This window comes from Halomonas sp. EF61 (assembly GCF_040147045.1).
GTDB classification, from domain to species: Bacteria; Pseudomonadota; Gammaproteobacteria; order Pseudomonadales; family Halomonadaceae; genus Halomonas; species Halomonas litopenaei.
Genome location: NZ_JAMSHM010000001.1, coordinates 832,203 through 849,673 on the forward strand (window position 1 = coordinate 832,203; position 17,471 = coordinate 849,673).

The window sequence follows — 17,471 nt, forward strand, 5'->3', positions numbered from 1 at the left end:
GCGGTCCAGGTCTCGGCCTCGAGCAGGCGTCAGACAACAACATTCAAAGCAAGAAGCGGGCCAGCCTTGGTGCCAGTGGCACACTCCCGCCGCGCAGGCGCCAGGACGGTGCTTTTGTCGAGGAGGCGGGTCACCGTCGGCGCACCTACGCACCATTTTAGTGCACCAACCTGGTGCAGGGCAGTCTCGCCTGGATCACTGTCCGCACAAGGCCCGCAGATCGCGGGTCAAGGCGGCGCAGGACGAAGGGGGTTGGCGGGAAGCAGGCGGCTGGCGCGCTGTACGTGAATGACGATATCGGCACTGCGTTGACGCACCTCTCCCGACGGGGCCAGCACCACCAGGCCCAGGCGATGCTCGCCACGCTCCAGATTGGTGAGCCACAGTGGGCCGATGCCGGTGACGCTGGTGGCGAGCACACCGTCGACCTCCAGGCCGAGGCGATCCCCCGTCGCCGGAGGCGGGCTGATCGCGGCCAGCACCTTCAATCTTCCCCCGGCCCCCGTGGGCAACACGCTGCCATCCGCCGGAGAGGCGATGGCCAGGACATCGTGGGGCTGGAAGATATCGGCGTCGCTATCCGGGCCTGGTACTGAAGGCGCCGTCGGCCTGGAGGGCGCCGCCACATCCAGCGCAGGGGCGCTGGACAACGACGGCGGTGCCAGCTCGCGGGCGCCGGCCGAGGGGGTATCGCTGTAGCGCACGACGCCGTCGGGACCGACACTGCGATAGATGGTGCTCGCCGGCACGGTTTCTGCCACCGGCAACGCCAGCCCGGATGCTGCCAGCAAGGCAATGGCCATCAGTGATGGTCGACTCGGCGACGAGGGAGCGCTCTCGCCCCTCTCCCGGCCTGCCCTGCGCGTCCACCGCTGCATCATCGTGATTGCCCTCGCCGACCTTCCCCTGACGAGGATGACGGCAGCCACGACCCGCGCCAAGGGGATCCCTTGCCCAGGCGCAAGGCCCGCGCAAAAAAAATCGGCCCCGCGATCATCGCGGGGCCGACGGAACGCACGAGGCGCTATGCCGATCAGCAGCTGTAGTACATGTCGAACTCGATCGGGTGGGTCGCCATGCGCAGACGCTCGACATCCTCGTTCTTGAGCTCGATGTAAGCGTCGATCATGTCGTCGGTGAAGACGCCACCTTCGGTCAGGAAGCTGCGGTCCTCGTCGAGGGCTGCCAGCGCCTGGTCGAGGCTCTCGGCCACGGTCGGGATGGCCTTGCCTTCTTCCGGCGGCAGGTCATAGAGGTTCTTGTCCATGGCGTCGCCGGGGTGGATCTTGTTCTTGATGCCGTCGATACCGGCCATCAGCATCGCCGCGAAGCACAGGTAGGGGTTGGCGGTCGGGTCGGGGAAACGCGCCTCGACACGCTTGCCCTTCGGGCTTGCGGTGTACGGGATACGGATGGAAGCAGAACGGTTACGGGCGCTGTAGGCCAGCATTACCGGCGCTTCGAAGCCCGGCACCAGACGCTTGTAGGAGTTGGTAGAAGCGTTGGTGAAGGCGTTCAGGGCGCGGGCGTGCTTGATGATACCGCCGATGTAGAACAGTGCCATTTCAGACAGACCGGCGTACTCGTCACCGGCAAACTGGTTCTGGCCGTCCTTCCAGAATGACTGGTGGACGTGCATGCCGCTGCCGTTGTCGCCGACCAGCGGCTTGGGCATGAAGGTGGCGGTCTTGCCGTAGGCGTGAGCCACATTGTGGATCACGTACTTCATTTCCTGAACTTCGTCGGCCTTCTTGACCAGGGTGTTGAAGGCAACACCGATCTCGTTCTGGCCGGCGTTGGACACCTCGTGGTGGTGCACCTCGACCTTCTGGCCGATGGCCTCGAGGGTGTTGCACATGGCACCGCGCATGTCATGGAAGCTGTCCACCGGCGGAACCGGGAAGTAGCCGCCCTTGACCCGCGGACGGTGACCGAGGTTGCCACCTTCGACGGCGCGGTCGGTGGACCAGGCACCCTCTTCGGAGCTGATCTTGTACATGGCGCCTTCGATATCGGCCTTCCAGTGCACCTCGTCGAAGATGAAGAACTCGGGCTCGGGGCCGAAGAAGGCGGTGTCGCCCAGGCCAGAGGACTGCAGGTAGGCCTCGGCGCGCTTGGCGATGGAGCGCGGGTCACGCTCGTAGCCCTGCATGGTGGCCGGCTCGATGATGTCGCAACGCAGGATCAGGGTCGCGTCTTCGGTGAAGGGGTCGAGGAAGCCGGTGCCGTCCTCCGGACGCAGGATCATGTCGGACTCGTTGATGCCCTTCCAGCCGTTGATGGAGGAACCATCGAACATCTGGCCATTCTCGAAGAACTCTTCGTCGACCTCGGCGGCCGGAATGGTGACGTGCTGCTCTTTACCGCGGGTATCGGTGAAGCGCAGGTCAACCCACTTCACATCATGTTCGTTGATCAGGGCGAGGGTCTTGTCTGACATGTGGTCCTCCAGAGTGGAACTTGTCTCGTGACTCGAGCGTTGCGCAACGGCGCCAATCCCATGTCACCGGTTTGAAACGGGGGATGATCCAGGGAACAAAAGGGGTACCGGGATCCTTTGTAGCACGCTCCCGGGACACTGCCCATGGCAACGTGCGCGACACGATGACACTGCCAACCACAATGCAGATTGCGTGCCAGCATTGCACCAGCATCGACCAAAAAAATCTCAACCCATTGTTTCAAATCTTTTTTATCCAAACAGACCCTTTGCGCCAGCTTAGGGCACAAAGGCCCACCGTCTACAGGAGTCGCCGCCTAATGCACCGCAATAGTGCAACAAAGGCTGCGATGCACCACTTTGGACCTTTGTGACAGGATCTATAAACTCTGCCGGGCCGATCGTGAGGTGTCAGTGGGCGCTGGAACCTTTCGCAACGCAAAGATACACTTTATTACGTTCGACTCCGACCGCCTCTCCTGCCGGCCGGCGTCACCCTCCTCGGAGTGTCGTCGTGAAAATCAGCTTGATCATAGATGTCCGACTTACCGGCAAGGAACTGCCTCGCCGGCTCGCGGAAGCACGCCAGCAGGTCGCCCTCTTCCAGGGAAGAGGCGAGATCCTCGTCATCGACGATGGCGATATGGCGCCACCACTACTGGGCGAACCGGGCGAACACGCCGTCGTCGGCTATCGCCAGGTGCGCAGCCGGCCCGCGCCCATGGGGCGGCGCCTCAACCTGGCCGCCTCCCACAGCAATGGACGCATGCTCGGCTTCTGCCTCGGCCCTCTGGACACCCACTGGGTCGAGCGAATGATGGCAGCCGCCTGCGATGATTCGCGCCCGGTGGTGCGTCCTGCTCGCCCCTGTCCACTATCGCTGCTCAGCCTGCTGCGACGTACACCGACCCGGGCCCTGGGCGTCGAACGTACCTGGTTCGATCGACTGGGAGGCTTCGACCCGTCGCTGGACTTGAGCGCGGTGGAGGACCTCGCCACTCGCCTCAAGGCCTGTCGCGCCAAGATGGTCGTGCAGCGCGCCTGAGCGTCAGATCGTCCTTTCTGTCGATTTCGCCTACTTTTTTCGCCTCGCAGGTGCTTGATAGTTCAGCATCTTGAGGATCGATGCCGAGATTGGCGCCAACAAGGCTGGTCGTTGTCATCGCCCAGGCCCTATAATGCTGCCCCACTTTTTCCAGCAGGATCCCGTCGTGATCGAGAATCTTCGCAACATCGCCATCATCGCTCACGTCGACCACGGCAAAACCACCCTGGTCGACAAGCTGTTGAGTCAGTCTGGCACTCTGGACCGCAAGGCCGAGGGTCAGGAGCGCATCATGGACTCCAATGACCAGGAGAAGGAACGCGGTATCACCATCCTGGCGAAGAACACGGCGATCCGCTGGAATTCCCCCGAGGGACAGGACTACCACATCAACATCGTCGACACCCCTGGACACGCCGACTTCGGCGGCGAGGTCGAGCGCGTGATGTCGATGGTGGACTCGGTACTGCTGCTGGTCGACGCCGTCGACGGCCCCATGCCGCAGACCCGCTTCGTCACCCAGAAGGCCTTCGATCAGGGCCTCAAGCCGATCGTGGTGGTCAACAAGATCGATCGCCCCGGCGCACGCCCGGACTGGGTCATCGACCAGATCTTCGATCTGTTCGACAACCTCGGCGCCAGCGACGAGCAGCTCGACTTTCCGATCATCTACTGCTCCGCCCTCAACGGCATCGCCGGTCCCGAGCCTGACCAGCTGTCCGACGACATGACGCCGATGTTCCAGTCCATCGTCGACATCGTCGAGCCGCCCAAGGTGGAACTCGACGGCCCGCTGCAGATGCAGATCTCGGCACTCGACTACTCCAGCTACGTCGGCGTCATTGGCCTTGGCCGCATCACCCGCGGCGCCATCTCGCCCAACCAGCAGGTGGTGGTCATCAACAAGGAAGGCCAGACCCGCAAGGGCAAGGTCGGCCAGGTCATGACCCACCTGGGTCTCGAGCGGGTACAGACCGAGCAGGCCACCGCCGGGGACATCGTCTGCATCACCGGCATCGACGACCTGGCGATCTCCGACACCATCTGTGATCCGGCCGCCGTCGAGGCACTGCCGGCACTGACCGTCGACGAGCCCACCGTGTCCATGACCTTCCAGGTCAACGACTCTCCGTTTGCCGGCAAGGACGGCAAGTTCGTCACCAGCCGCAACATTCGCGATCGTCTCGACCAGGAGCTGATCCACAACGTGGCGCTGCGTGTCGAGCAGGGCGAGTCCCCGGAGAAGTTCATCGTCTCCGGCCGCGGCGAGCTGCACCTGTCGGTGCTGATCGAGAGCATGCGTCGTGAAGGCTTCGAGCTGGCCGTGGGTCGTCCCGAGGTCATCATCCGCGAGATCGACGGTGAGAAGCAGGAGCCCTACGAAGAAGTCATCATCGACTGCGAAGAGCAGCACCAGGGCGCCATCATGGAAGAGCTCGGCTACCGCAAGGGCGAGCTCAAGAACATGAACCCGGACGGCAAGGGCCGGGTCCGCCTGGACTTCATCATCCCGGCGCGCGGCCTGATCGGCTTCCGTGGTCAGTTCCTGACCCTGACCTCCGGTACCGGCATCCTGACCAGCCGCTTCGACCACTACGGCCCGCTCAAGCCCGACGCTTCCATCGAGCGTCGCAACGGCGTGCTGGTGTCGATGGTTCCGGGCAAGGCCCTGGCCTACGCCCTGTACGCCCTGCAGGAGCGCGGCAAGCTGATCATCGACCACGGCACCGAGGTCTACGAAGGCATGCTGGTCGGCATCAACAACCGCGCCAACGACATGGTGGTCAACCCCACCAAGGGCAAGAAGCTCGACAACATGCGCGCCTCCGGCAACGACGAGAACATCGTGCTGACCCCGCCGGTGCGCTTCACTCTGGAACAGGCCATCGAGTTCCTCGATGACGACGAGCTGGTCGAGATCACCCCGAACCATATCCGTCTGCGCAAGAAGTTCCTGACCGAGAACGAGCGCAAGCGCGCCACCAAGAAGTAAGCGCTGCGTTTTCTCGCTTCATCGATGCCCGCCTCCTGGCGGGCATCGTTGTTTTCGGCCTCTCTAGCGATGCCCGGCTCTTCATGACGGGCATCGTCGTTTTGCGGAATAGACAATATCGATGCCCGGCTGTTCATGGCGGGCATCATCGTTTTGCGGCAATGCTCATATAGACAATATCGATGCCCGGCGCCCGATGGCGGCCAGTGTCGTCTGCAAGTGGAGACATCAGTATTTGGGGTGAGGACGGCACCCTGGCCGGACTGAACTATCCTTTGGTGACCACCCAGCAAGGAGGCTCACCATGGCCGCCCGACGCTTCATCGCCTTACTGTCCCTGCTGCCAGCATTTGCCCTGGCCTCGCCATCCACCGATGACACCCTGCTCGCCAATGCCGAGCAGGAGCGCTCGGCCTTTCTCGAGACCCTGGAGTCGCTGGTCAATCTCGACTCCGGTACCGGCGATGTCGACGACCTCGCTCGCGTCGAGGCGCTATTGCAGGAACGTCTCGTCGAACTCGGCTTCGAGGTCGAACAGCACCCGGCCGAGGCCTTCGGCGGCAACACGCTGGTGGCTCGACACCAGGGCAGCGGCGACGCCGATCTCATGCTGATGATCCACTACGACACCGTCTTTTCCTCAGGCACTGTGGCAAAGCGCCCCTTTTCCAGCGACGCCTCCAGGGCCTATGGCCCCGGCGTCGGCGATGCCAAGGGCGGCATCGCGGTCATCCTGCATAGCCTGGGCCTGCTCGCTGACCTCGGGCTCTCGCCCTGGGGAACTTTGACCGTGGTGTTCAACCCCGACGAGGAAAAAGGCTCCTTTGGATCCCGTGAGCTGATCGCCGAACTGGCCAGCGAACAGGACGCGGTCCTGTCCTTCGAGCCCACCCTGGGCAAGCCCGGCGAGTCAGCGGTCACCACCGTGACCAAGGGCATCAACTACGCCTTTCTCGAGGTCGAGGGACGTGCGTCCCACGCCGGCGGCGCCCCCGAGGAAGGCCGCAATGCGGTGATGGAGCTGGCCCACCAGTTGCTCCAGCTCGATGACCTTGGCGACAGCGACAAGGGCACCACCCTCAACTGGACCATTGTCGAGGGTGGCACCAAGCGCAATATCATCCCGGACTCGGCCAGGGCCGAAGGGGACATGCGCTACTTCGATCATACCGAGTACGAGCGCGTCATGGCCGAAGCCCAGTCGATTATTGCCGAGCAGCGAGTCACGGACACCGAGGTAGCGTTTCGGCTCGAGCGCGGGCGCCCGCCGCTGCCGCCGAATCCGGCCACCGAGCAACTGGCGGCCCTCGCCCAGTCTATCTACCGCCAGGAACTCGACCAGACGCTCGCCCTGGCCGAGATCGGTGGGGGCACCGATGCGGGCTACGCCTACGACCCCGAAACCGGCCAACCCGCGGTGCTGGAGTCCCTCGGTCTGGTCGGGGGGCGCTACCACAGCGACGAGGAATTCATTGAACTCGACAGTATTGTGCCGCGACTGTATCTCACCACCCGTCTGATCCAGGAACTTTCCGGGCCGAGCGCTGCCACAATTGATGCAGACTGATAACCGTTAGGGGTGAAGACGGCGACCGCCCTAGTTGCGGTCTATGCTAATGGGGCACCGTCATCCTTCGCGAACAAGGAGATACGCGAATGCACAAGCACGTCGAATGGGATGATCCCGGCGCTGACAGCGTTCAGCGCTACTTCGCCGACAAGCCCGACGAATACCCCACCGCCCACGTCGGCAGTATCATCGCCGGCCGCTACCATGGCTATTCGGTCAGGGTCAGGGTGGAAGCCAGGGTCGACGACGACACCGCCAGCATCGGCGACGTGGTCGCCCTGATCTCCGTGCGCACAGGCGAGCGCACCAAGAACATCGGCGACCTGTCGATCGGCGATACCGTGCGTCTTGGCGACGATCACCGCGCCCTGGCTCCCCATACCAGCAGCTGACGACGAGTTCCAGAACCCGCCAGTGACGGAAACCCGTCCCGCCAACGCCTGCTAAACGCATCGCCCCTAGTCAGGCGCCATGGTTGTATCGCAAAGTTGACATGTCAGACCGGGCCTCGGCCCGGTCAGCCATTACCGCGTCTCGACGCCGACATGTCGACGGAAGCCCCATGAGCAGCGATAACATCTGGACCCACAAAGGCACCTTCCTGCTGGCCGCGGTCGGCTCGGCGGTGGGCCTGGGTAACCTCTGGCGCTTTCCCTACCTGGCCGGCGAGCACGGTGGTGGCGCCTTTCTGCTGGTCTACGTGCTGTGCGTCTTTGCCGTCGGCATACCGATTTTGATCGCCGAGATCATGCTTGGGCGCAACAGCCGGCGCTGCCCGATCATGGGCATGCGCTTTCTCACCCGTTGTCATCGCACCTCCCGCGCCTGGGAGACCATCGGCTGGCTCGGTGGCCTGTCCGCGCTGCTGATCCTGAGCTTCTACTCGGTGATCAGCGGCTGGGCGCTGCACTATCTTGGCGAGATGCTGACCGGGTCACTGCGCGACGCCGACGCCGCCATGCTGGCCGACAACTTTGCCAACCTGATCGCATCGCCGCTGAAGCTGACGCTCTACCACACGCTGTTTCTCGCCATCTGCGCCTACATCGTCGCCCGGGGTGTCCATCGTGGACTGGAGAGTGCCCTGCGCATCCTGATGCCGACCCTGCTGGTCATTCTGCTGGTGGTGCTGTTCTACGCCGCGACCAGCGGCGACATGGCGGCAGCCAGTCGCTTCATGCTGTCCTTCTCGCTGTCCGAGTTGAGCCTGGAAGGCTGGCTCGAGGCGATGGGGCAGTCGTTCTTCACGCTGAGTCTGGGGATGGGCGCGATCATGGCCTATGGCGCCTACATGCCCAGCGAGACCTCGCTGACCCTGACCGCCTTCGCCATCGCCCTGATCGACACCCTGGTGGCGGTAATCGCGGGGCTGGCGATCTTCGCCCTGGTGTTCGGCGCAGGACTCGCCGCCGACGAAGGGCCGGGACTGATGTTCGTGTCACTGCCGCTGGCATTCTCGGTGATGCCTTCAGGCTCGCTGGTCGGCGCCATCTTCTTCGTGCTGGTACTGGGGGCCGCGATCAGCTCGGCGATCTCGCTGATCGAGCCGGTCGCGGCCTATCTGGTCGAGCGCTTCGACCTCAGTCGCGTACTGGCGGTAGCCCTGGTGTCGGTGCTGGCCTGGGGGCTGGGGCTCGCCACGGTGGCGAGTTTCAACGTCTGGGCCGAGGCCAGCCCCGTGCATGACGTGTTCGGTCGCAGCGCCTTCGCCGTGCTGGAACTGGTGACCCACATCACGCTGCCCCTGTGCGGCCTGCTGGTGGCGCTGTTCGCCGGCTGGTCGCTGACCCAGTCCGAATCGATGAAGGAAATGCACACCCGCTCCAGCTGGCTCAGGCTGTGGCGGTTTCTGGTGCGCTTCATCGCGCCGACCGGGGTCGCCTTCGTCTTTCTGCGGGCCCTGCCCTATGTCCAGGGCTACTGGCTGCCGACCATCGGTGCCTGCGTACTGGTAGGCGCCTTCGCCGCCTACCGGCTGATGGCCGAGCAGCACGCCGCCAGCGGCTGAGGGACGTCGGGAAGCCCGACAATCAAGACCGCAACGACACCAACGCAACAACGCAACAACGACAATAGACAACACGGCGGGACCCAAGATGTCAGCCATCATCGATGTACGACACGTCAACAAGGCCTTCGGCGGCCTTCACGTCATCAACGACTGTTCGATTCAGGTCGAGGAAGGCTCCGTCACCGGTCTGATCGGCCCCAACGGTGCGGGCAAGTCGACCCTGTTCAACATCATCGCAGGCGCCCTGCCGCTGGATTCCGGGCAGATCCTGCTGGACGGCGAGGACATCACCAATCGTCCGGCCAACGAGCTGTTTCACAAGGGCCTGTTGCGCACCTTCCAGATCGCCCACGAGTTCTCCCAGCTCACCGCCCTGGAAAACCTGATGATGGTGCCCCCGGACCAGCCCGGGGAGTCCCTGGCCAAGGCCTGGTTCGCGCCGAAGGCGGTGCGAGCACAGGAGGCCGAGGTCAAGCGCCGGGCCCAGGAGGTGATCGAGTTCATCGGCCTCAATCATGTGCGCAACGAGCTGGCAGGCAACCTCTCCGGTGGCCAGAAGAAGCTTCTGGAGCTCGGCCGCACCATGATGACCGACGCTCGGGTGGTGCTGCTCGACGAGATCGCCGCCGGGGTCAACCGCACCCTGCTGGGGGACCTGATCGGCAATATCGAACGGATGAACCGCGAGTTCGGCTACACCTTCCTGGTCATCGAGCACGACATGGACATGATCGCCAGACTGTGCGATCCGGTGATCGTGCTGGCCCAGGGCTCGGTGATGGTCGAGGGCTCCATCGAGGAAATCCAGAACAACCCCGAGGTCATCGAAGCCTATTTCGGCGCCGGCGCGGCCTGACAGCGGCCCGGCAACAGACACCGCGCCACCCGGGGCACCCTCCCGTTGCAGGCGCGGCGATAACAACAACCAGGGCGCGACAGGCGCTCTTATGCAGAGAACAGGACTATGCCTCTACTCGATGCACGCGAGGTGCACGGCGGCTATGGCGGCATGAACATCCTCAACGGGGTGGACATGGCCATCGAGGCCGACCAGATCGGCGTCATCGTCGGCCCCAACGGCGCCGGCAAGTCGACCATGCTCAAGGCCATCTTCGGCCAGTTGAACGTGACCCAGGGCGATATCCTGCTGCGCGGTGAACCGATCCAGAACCTGCCCACCAACCGCCTGGTAGAACTGGGCATGGGCTTCGTGCCCCAGGAGCACAACGTCTTTCCCAGCCTGACGGTCAAGGAAAACCTCGAGATGGGGGCCTTCCTCAAGCCGGGAAACGTGAAACGCATGCTGTCCAAGGTCTACGAATTCTTCCCGCCCCTTCACGAAAAGCGTCATCAGCCCGCCGGCGAGCTGTCCGGTGGCCAGCGCCAGATGGTGGCCATGGGCCGAGCGCTGATGGCCGAGCCCGAACTACTGCTGCTCGACGAGCCGACTGCAGGGCTGTCGCCCAAGTACATGTACGAGATCTTCGACCGGGTCAAGGAAGTCAACGCCGCCGGCGTCGGCATCCTGATGGTGGAGCAGAACGCCAAGCAGGCCCTGGCCATCGCCGACAAGGGCTTCGTGCTGGCCGCCGGCCAGAACCGCTTCACCGACACGGGGCAGGCGCTGCTTGCCGATCCTGACGTGGCCAAGAGCTTCCTCGGCGGCTGACGCCGAGTCCTAGCGCGGAGATATCGCCTTGAACGAATTCGTGTTCTTCATCAACAACGTGCTGATCGCCGGCAGCGTCACCGGGTCGATCTACGCCATCGGCGCGGTGGGCGTGACGCTGGTCTTCAGCATCATGCGCTTTGCCCACTTCGCCCACGCCGACATGATGACCTTCGGCGCCTTCATGGTGCTGCTGCTGGCGACGCTGTTCCCCCATGCCGGCGACGTCATCGGTGTGCCCACCGCCATCGTCATGCTGCCGCTGGCCATGGTGCTGACGGCGGCGCTGGCGGTGGGCATCGACAAGGCCTTCTACAAGCCGCTGCGCGCCCACGGCGTCAAACCGATCGTGATGGTCATCGGCTCCCTCGGCGTGACCCTGATGCTGCAGGGCCTGATCCGGCTGTTCTCGGGCACCGGCGGCCAGAGCCTGTACGTCGATGACCGCAAGGAGATCTTCCGCCTGGCGCTGCCCTTCGAGGGCGCCCGGGTGCCGGTGGTGATCACCGAGCCGCAGATCTATCTGTTCGTGCTGACCCTGGTGGCGGTGATCGGGCTGCAGCTGTTTCTGTCGCGTACCCGGCTCGGCAAGGCCATGCGCGCCATGTCCGACAACCCGGACCTGGCCCGGGCATCGGGCATCAACACCAACACCATCGTCGCCGTGACCTGGGTGATCGTCGGTGGCCTGGCCGCCATCGCTGGCACCCTGCTGTCGATGGACGTGACGTTCAAGCCGGACTTGAGCTTCCACCTGCTGCTGCCGATCTTCGCCGCCGCCATCGTCGGCGGTGTTGGCCACCCCTTCGGTGCCATCGCCGGAGGCTTCGTGGTGGGCTTCGCCGAGACCCTGGCGGTGTTCAACTGGCGGGTGCTGCTGCGGCCCTTCAGCGACAGCCTGCCCGAGTGGCTCGAGCTGCCCAGTAACCTGGCCTTCGTCGGCACCGAGTACAAGATCGTGGTGCCCTTCTTCATCCTCGTCGCCATCCTGGTGTGGCGCCCCACCGGCATCTTCAAGGGCAAGGTGATCTGATGACGACCAACAACTTTCATCGCCGCGACGACGCCAACACCGCGCCCCAGAGCCGCTTTCCGGTGCGCGAACTCAGCCTCCTGGTGGTCCTCGCCGTCGCCGTCGGCGCGGTCTACATGGCCATGGGTTCGGCCTATTCGACACGCATGCTGGTGGAAGCCAGCTGCTACGCCATCCTGGCCCTGGGCCTGACCATCCAGTGGGGCTACGCCGGCCAGTTCAACGCAGGCGTCATGGGCTTCGTCGCCCTCGGCGGCTTCTGCGCCATGACCTTCAGCGTGCCGGTCAATCCGGCCTTCTGGGATAGCCCGCTGCCCGGTGAGCTGGCCAAGGTGCTGGGGTATCTGGCCGTCGGCATCGCGCTGGTATTCGCGCTGTCGCGCATGACTCGTCTGGGCGTGCCGTCCTGGCTGCGCACCCTGATCACCGTGGTGATCGGCCTCGTCGTCTACATGGTGGTGATCAGTGAACTGCGCGAGGTCACCGACGCCATCGAAAGCCAGATGGGCTTCATCGGCGGGTTCGGCCTGCCGGTGTGGGTCGGCTGGGTGGTCGGCGGAGCGCTGGCCGGCGGTATCGGCTACTTTATCGGCCACGTCTGCCTGGGGCTTCGCAGCGACTATCTGGCCATCGCCACCCTGGGCATCGCCGAGATCATCAAGGCCTTTCTCAAGAACTCTGACTGGCTGACCCGTGGCACCGCTACCGTGTCGCCGCTGCCGTGGCCGGTACCCGATCCCGGCGAGGTCGGCTTCACCCTGGCGCGGGCGCTCTATCTGTCGGTGACGGCGGTGATGATCCTGGGCATCTTCTTTTTGCTCAACCGAGCCTACAACGCCCCCTGGGGCCGCATGATCCGGGCGATTCGCGACAACGAGGTGTCATCTGCCGCCATGGGCAAGGACATCAATCGCCGCCGGCTCGAGATCTTCGTGCTGGGCTGCGTGCTGATGGGCCTCGGCGGCGCGGCACTCGGCAGCTTCAACAGCATCTTCGACCCCAACGGCTACCTGCCGCTCAACCACACCTTCCTGGTGCTGGTGATGGTCATCCTGGGTGGGCCGGGCAACAATCTCGGTACCCTGTTCGGCGCGGTGGCGGTGTACATCATCTGGATCATGTCAGAGCCGCTGGCGCTCTACGTGATGGAGTTGATCGCCCACTTCGGCCAGGCCAGCTTCGGCTGGGAGCTACCCAGCAACCTGGAAAGCCGAGCCCTGCAGGCAAGGGTATTCGTCATCGGGCTGTTGATCACGGTGGTGCTGCGCGTCGCCCCCAAAGGGCTGCTGCCGGAGAAGGTCAAGCACCATGACTGAGGCGTGTCCGTCGACACCGCTACTGCGGACAGTGCCTGACGCCGGTCGTCGTCACTGATGGTCTCATCCTGGCGGCCCAGGGTCGCCAGGGCCCGCCTCTCACGCCTCTTGCCCCATCACTGGCCATCTCGCACGACATCGCCAGCTCGACGCCAATGACAGGCCCCTACCAACGATAAAGCCCCCAGCCAGATGGCCGGGGGCTTTCCTTGAGCGCCTCTGTTGCGAGCATTGGCGCGGTCATTGGGCGGAGGCGACCGCCCGGATGCGTTGTCGTCCGTCGACGACTCGCCTTACTTTACGTCATGGCGGCTATTCAACAAAGCCCTTGCCGGTAAAAGTGCCGTTTTCCACGGCCATTTCCTGTACCACACCAGGCACATCGCCGTTGTCGTCGAAGTCCTGGGTACCGGAGGCGCCTTCATAGTTGATCTCGGTCCCCGCCGCGATCAGCTCCACCGCCTTCTCCCACTCACCGGGCAGGATGACCTCACCGGGGGGAGAGGACACGCTGCGCAGCGCCTCAGACACACCCTCGCGCTCGGCACTGCCGTTCTGCTGGATGGCCAGCCCCAGCAGGAAGGCCGCATCGTAGGCCTGGGCGGCGAATACGGCGGTGGGGTCGATGTCGGCGTTGTTGGCCAGTTCAGTGAAGATCTCGGTGCCGGGAAGATCCGGGCTGCCCGGACGGGTGGCGATCATGCCGTCGAGCACGTCGGCGCCGATGGCCTCGACCAGGCTGTCGCCGACCATGCCATCGGCCCCCACGTACTGGGTGAACATGCCGCTCTCGTAGGCCTGGCGCACCACCGTCTGGCCGGAGGTGTCGGCGTAGGCGAGTACCACCAGGGTCTGGGCGCCGGTGGCCGACAGGGTGCCGAGTTCGCTGCGGTAGTCGGCACGGTTGTCCTCGTGGGCGAGGTTTTCCAGCACGCTGCCGCCGCCATCCTCGAAGGCCGAGCTGAAGGCGTCGGACAGGCCGCGTCCGTAGTCGTTGTTGACGTAGGTGACGGCGACTTCCTCAATGCCCTTGTCGATCAGCAACTTGGCCAGCATCTCGCCCTGGAAGGCATCGGAGGGCACGGTGCGGAACACCAGGTCATTGTCGTCGAGGTCGGTGACCGCCGGCGCCGTGGAGGCCGGAGACACCATGGTCACGCCTCCCGGAATCGCCGCGTTGTTGGCCGCGGCGATGGTGGCACCGGTACACAGCGCGCCAACGATGGCGGTGACCTGCTCGGTGTTGACCATGCGGTCAGCCGCGTTGGACGCCGCCGAAGCGTCGCCGCAGGTGGTGTCGCCGGTCGGCATCACCACGTCCTGGCCATCGAGGATGCCACCCTGGTTGTTGATATGGTCAACCGCCAGCTGGGCGCCGTCGTAGATCGGCGGCGTCAGGCTCTCGATCCCCCCGGTGAAGCCGCCGAGAAACCCGATCTTGACCTCTGCGTGGGCCATGGAGCCGACCGCCAGGGTGGTTGCAGCCACGGCGGTCGCCAGTACGCGCTTTTTCATGATTGTTGGTCTCGCTCTGGTTGTCCTGAGATGAAGCCGAGACGAGCGCGGTCAGCCGCGGCTCGCCCACTCGATCTTCATACCCCCAATCTGGAAGGCCGCCGGGGAAAACTCAAGTCCCCGCCGCCAACGCTAGGCCGGCTGGATGCAACAAGACGGGGTTCAGGACTGGCGTCTGTGGCCAGGCTTCTATACTCAGCACAGGCCCTGCCATCTGGCAGGGCCAACGCCCCTCACTCGCCAAGGAGCACACCATGTCTCGTTGCGCCCTGCTCGCCCCTGCCCTGATCGGTCTCGGCTCTGTTCTCGCCAGCGCCGGCGCCATGGCCGGACAAAACGTTGACTACCAGGTGGACGGTGAAGCCTTCCAGGGCTATTTCGCCCCCGCCGCGTCCTCTTCCAAGGGCAGCGTGCTGATCATCCACGACTGGGATGGCCTCACCGACTATGAAAGAAAGCGTGCCGACATGCTCGCCGAGGCGGGCTACGACGCCTTCGCCGTCGACCTCTACGGCGCCGGCAACCGCCCCGAGGAGATCGACGCGCGCAAGGCCGAGATGGCGGTGCTCTACGATGACCGTGAACGCATGCGCCGGCTGACCCTGGCGGGGCTGACCCAGGCCCGTGAACAGGGCGCCGGCGAAGACACCGTGGTGATGGGCTACTGCTTCGGTGGCGCCGTGGTGCTGGAGATGGCCCGCGCCAACGCCGACGAAGGTGTGCGTGGTTTCGCTACCTTCCACGGCGGCCTCGACACACCGGAAGGCCAGGGCTACTCCGCCGATACGCCACCGATCCTGGTCGCCCACGGTGGTGCCGACGCCTCCATCGGCATGGACCAAGTGGCGGCGCTGTCCGAGGAACTGGAGGCGGCTGGCGCCCCCTACGAGATCCAGGTCTACTCCGGTGCTCCCCACGCCTTCACGGTATTTGGCAGCGATCGCTACCAGGCTCGGGCCGACCAGGCCTCCTGGGCGGCCTTCCACCAGCTGCTGCGGCGCGCCCTGGAACAGCAGGATCAGGGCTGAACCGCTAGCGTCGTCAACAGCCCGGCCACCTGGAAGCCGCGCCCAGGTGGCCTCTGAGCACCAGAAGGTGTGCAACGGATGAAAACACCGAGGCAGATTATTCGGTAGAATCCGCCTCCATCGTGCCGATCGCCCATTCGATAGCAGTCAACGAGAACATTTTGCTGGCTATCGATGGGTATCGCGTCTTCCCACCTTGCACGGCAGGCCATCCACCCTGTCCTTCTGGAGCCTCCCCATGTCCACCCCCGATCGTTCCCCCGGCCTGTGGCGCCGTATCCCGCTATGGCAGAAGATCCTGGTCGGCCTCGCCCTGGGTGTCCTCGTCGGCACCCTGATGGGCGAAAGCGCCAGCGTGTTCAAGCCCATCGGTGACATCTTCATCAGCGCCATCAAGATGCTGATCGTGCCGCTGGTGTTCTCTACCCTGGTGGTCGGTATCACCGCCATGCGTGACCCCCAGAAGATGGGCCGCATCGGCGCGCGGACCATCGCGCTGTATCTGGTCACCACCGCCTTCGCCATCGCCATCGGCCTGGCCGCCTCCTGGCTGTTTCAGCCTGGCGTTGGCCTCGACATGACCTTCGAGGCCAACCCAGACGCGGCCAAGGAAGCCCCCAGCCTGGTGCAGATCGTGGTCGGCCTGGTGCCCCAGAACCCGGTGGACGCCCTGGCCAGCGGCAATATCCTGCAGATCATCGTGTTCGCCATTGGCCTCGGTGTTTCGCTGACCCTGATCGGCGAGAAGGGCGAGCCGGTGGTCAAGGTGTTCGAAAGCTTCGCCGAGGCCATGGTCAAGCTGACCAGCCTGGTGATGGCGCTGGCGCCCTTCGGCGTGTTCGGTCTGATCGCCCACGTCGCCGGCAGCTACGGCGCCGAGGTGCTGCTGCCCCTGGTCAAGGTGATCGGCGTGGCCTACCTGGCCAGCGTCGTCCACGTGCTGGTGGTCTACTCCGGTCTGCTGTCGCTGCTCGGTCGTCTCAATCCGGTGCGCTACCTGCAGGGCATCCTCGATGCCCTGGTGGTGGCCTATTCGTCGGCGTCCTCGTCCGGCACCCTGCCGGTCTCGCTGCGCTGCGCGACGAAGAACCTCGGCGTGTCCGAGGGTGTCGCCGGCTTCGTGCTGCCGGTGGGCGCCACCATCAACATGGACGGCACCGCCATCTATCAGGGGGTGGTGGCGGTATTCATCGCTCAGTTGATCGGCGTCGACCTGAGCCTGGCCGACTACGGCATGATCATCGTCACCGGTACCCTGGCGTCCATCGGCACCGCCGGTGTCCCGGGCGCAGGCCTGGTGATGCTGTCCATCGTCATGGCCCAGATCGGCCTGCCGCTGGAAGCCCTGGCGGTGGTCGCCGGCGTCGATCGCATCCTCGACATGGCCCGTACCAGCGTCAACGTGGCCGGAGACCTGATGGTCACCACCCTGGTCGGCAAGAGCGAAGGCGAACTCGACGAGAACGTCTACAACGCCGCCAACAAGACCTGACCAGCCCCCCGAGCCCCTGCCAGACGACGATGCCCCGGCCAGTTGGCCGGGGCATCGTCGTTCAGGGTTCCGCCAGCATCATCGCTTTCAGCTGTGGCCCTGTTGCTCCTGGCTTGCCGTCTCGCGGGCGTCGAAGTCGGCATCCTGCGTGGCACCAGCGTGTTCAGCCGCGCAGTAAGTGGTGTGATGATTGGCGCAGGGCCCTTCTGCAGGGGCCAGCGGCTCAGCCAGCTTGGCAATCTTGCCGTCGACAACACCTGCCTGAGCGGACAACGGCAGGGCCAAGAGGGCCAATACGAGCAGCGCGTTTCTGGTCTTCATGTTGTGTCTCCTGAGATGGCCGGTAAGGCTCTCTGGCA

General features: G+C 64.5%; 15 protein-coding genes. 11 read left to right on the forward strand and 4 right to left on the reverse strand.

Annotated elements, in window-relative coordinates:
- Positions 1-227: 227 nt before the first annotated feature.
- Positions 228-803 carry a DUF4124 domain-containing protein gene (locus tag NFI08_RS03655; RefSeq protein ID WP_349587277.1) on the reverse strand — a complete coding sequence of 192 codons (576 nt, stop codon included), beginning with the start codon at positions 801-803 and terminating at the stop codon, positions 228-230.
- A 230-nt stretch (positions 804-1,033) separates the two neighbouring features.
- Positions 1,034-2,440, reverse strand: coding sequence for a glutamate--ammonia ligase (glnA, locus tag NFI08_RS03660; RefSeq protein WP_045992386.1), 1,407 nt, complete (start codon positions 2,438-2,440; stop codon positions 1,034-1,036).
- A 514-nt stretch (positions 2,441-2,954) separates the two neighbouring features.
- Between glnA and NFI08_RS03665 the strand changes: the two genes are divergently transcribed.
- The 9 genes from NFI08_RS03665 to NFI08_RS03705 all read left to right on the forward strand — a co-directional run bounded on the left by NFI08_RS03665 (position 2,955) and on the right by NFI08_RS03705 (position 13,077).
- Positions 2,955-3,485, forward strand: coding sequence for a glycosyltransferase family 2 protein (locus NFI08_RS03665; protein WP_045992387.1), 531 nt, complete (start codon positions 2,955-2,957; stop codon positions 3,483-3,485).
- 166 nt (positions 3,486-3,651) lie between these two features.
- Positions 3,652-5,478 carry a translational GTPase TypA gene (gene typA, locus NFI08_RS03670; protein WP_197037093.1) on the forward strand — a complete coding sequence of 609 codons (1,827 nt, stop codon included), beginning with the start codon at positions 3,652-3,654 and terminating at the stop codon, positions 5,476-5,478.
- A 304-nt stretch (positions 5,479-5,782) separates the two neighbouring features.
- A complete protein-coding gene (locus NFI08_RS03675) occupies positions 5,783-7,045 on the forward strand; it encodes a glutamate carboxypeptidase (protein WP_222516393.1) in 1,263 nt (420 codons plus the stop codon).
- An 89-nt stretch (positions 7,046-7,134) separates the two neighbouring features.
- On the forward strand, positions 7,135-7,440 hold the full coding sequence (locus tag NFI08_RS03680; protein ID WP_108132161.1) for a hypothetical protein: 306 nt from the start codon (positions 7,135-7,137) through the stop codon (positions 7,438-7,440).
- 170 nt (positions 7,441-7,610) lie between these two features.
- Entirely contained in the window at positions 7,611-9,056 is a 1,446-nt protein-coding gene (locus NFI08_RS03685; protein ID WP_045992390.1) for a sodium-dependent transporter, read from the forward strand.
- 88 nt (positions 9,057-9,144) lie between these two features.
- Positions 9,145-9,915 (forward strand): ABC transporter ATP-binding protein, encoded by a 771-nt coding sequence (locus tag NFI08_RS03690; RefSeq protein ID WP_045992391.1) that lies wholly within the window; start codon positions 9,145-9,147, stop codon positions 9,913-9,915.
- Between the two features lie 108 nt (positions 9,916-10,023).
- On the forward strand, positions 10,024-10,728 hold the full coding sequence (locus NFI08_RS03695) for an ABC transporter ATP-binding protein (RefSeq protein WP_045992392.1): 705 nt from the start codon (positions 10,024-10,026) through the stop codon (positions 10,726-10,728).
- 28 nt (positions 10,729-10,756) lie between these two features.
- Positions 10,757-11,761, forward strand: a complete 1,005-nt coding sequence (locus tag NFI08_RS03700; protein WP_045992393.1) for a branched-chain amino acid ABC transporter permease — start codon at positions 10,757-10,759, stop codon at positions 11,759-11,761.
- Positions 11,761-13,077, forward strand: coding sequence for a branched-chain amino acid ABC transporter permease (locus NFI08_RS03705; protein WP_045992394.1), 1,317 nt, complete (start codon positions 11,761-11,763; stop codon positions 13,075-13,077). The genes NFI08_RS03700 and NFI08_RS03705 overlap by 1 nt, the downstream gene beginning before the upstream one ends.
- 312 nt (positions 13,078-13,389) lie before the next feature.
- Here the strand turns inward: NFI08_RS03705 and NFI08_RS03710 are convergent, their stop codons facing one another.
- On the reverse strand, positions 13,390-14,595 hold the full coding sequence (locus NFI08_RS03710) for an ABC transporter substrate-binding protein (protein ID WP_045992395.1): 1,206 nt from the start codon (positions 14,593-14,595) through the stop codon (positions 13,390-13,392).
- A 251-nt stretch (positions 14,596-14,846) separates the two neighbouring features.
- Between NFI08_RS03710 and NFI08_RS03715 the strand changes: the two genes are divergently transcribed.
- Together NFI08_RS03715 and NFI08_RS03720 are read left to right on the forward strand one after the other, a co-directional pair.
- Entirely contained in the window at positions 14,847-15,620 is a 774-nt protein-coding gene (locus tag NFI08_RS03715; RefSeq protein WP_222568742.1) for a dienelactone hydrolase family protein, read from the forward strand.
- 238 nt (positions 15,621-15,858) lie between these two features.
- Positions 15,859-17,112: a dicarboxylate/amino acid:cation symporter gene (locus tag NFI08_RS03720; RefSeq protein ID WP_045992397.1), complete on the forward strand. Its 1,254-nt coding sequence runs from the start codon at positions 15,859-15,861 to the stop codon at positions 17,110-17,112.
- 87 nt (positions 17,113-17,199) lie between these two features.
- Here the strand turns inward: NFI08_RS03720 and NFI08_RS03725 are convergent, their stop codons facing one another.
- Positions 17,200-17,433 (reverse strand): hypothetical protein, encoded by a 234-nt coding sequence (locus tag NFI08_RS03725; RefSeq protein WP_045992398.1) that lies wholly within the window; start codon positions 17,431-17,433, stop codon positions 17,200-17,202.
- Between the last annotated feature and the right edge of the window lie 38 nt (positions 17,434-17,471).

Bases quoted from the DNA above. Each gene is read 5' to 3' on its own strand.
- NFI08_RS03725 (WP_045992398.1), bottom strand. From the start codon at position 17,433: ATGAAGACCAGAAACGCGCTGCTCGTATTGGCCCTCTTGGCCCTGCCG.
- NFI08_RS03705 (WP_045992394.1), top strand. From the start codon at position 11,761: ATGACGACCAACAACTTTCATCGCCGCGACGACGCCAACACCGCGCCC.
- NFI08_RS03685 (WP_045992390.1), top strand. From the start codon at position 7,611: ATGAGCAGCGATAACATCTGGACCCACAAAGGCACCTTCCTGCTGGCC.
- NFI08_RS03690 (WP_045992391.1), top strand. From the start codon at position 9,145: ATGTCAGCCATCATCGATGTACGACACGTCAACAAGGCCTTCGGCGGC.
- NFI08_RS03720 (WP_045992397.1), top strand. From the start codon at position 15,859: ATGTCCACCCCCGATCGTTCCCCCGGCCTGTGGCGCCGTATCCCGCTA.
- NFI08_RS03695 (WP_045992392.1), top strand. From the start codon at position 10,024: ATGCCTCTACTCGATGCACGCGAGGTGCACGGCGGCTATGGCGGCATG.
- NFI08_RS03655 (WP_349587277.1), bottom strand. From the start codon at position 803: ATGGCCATTGCCTTGCTGGCAGCATCCGGGCTGGCGTTGCCGGTGGCA.
- glnA (WP_045992386.1), bottom strand. From the start codon at position 2,440: ATGTCAGACAAGACCCTCGCCCTGATCAACGAACATGATGTGAAGTGG.
- NFI08_RS03675 (WP_222516393.1), top strand. From the start codon at position 5,783: ATGGCCGCCCGACGCTTCATCGCCTTACTGTCCCTGCTGCCAGCATTT.
- NFI08_RS03715 (WP_222568742.1), top strand. From the start codon at position 14,847: ATGTCTCGTTGCGCCCTGCTCGCCCCTGCCCTGATCGGTCTCGGCTCT.
- NFI08_RS03680 (WP_108132161.1), top strand. From the start codon at position 7,135: ATGCACAAGCACGTCGAATGGGATGATCCCGGCGCTGACAGCGTTCAG.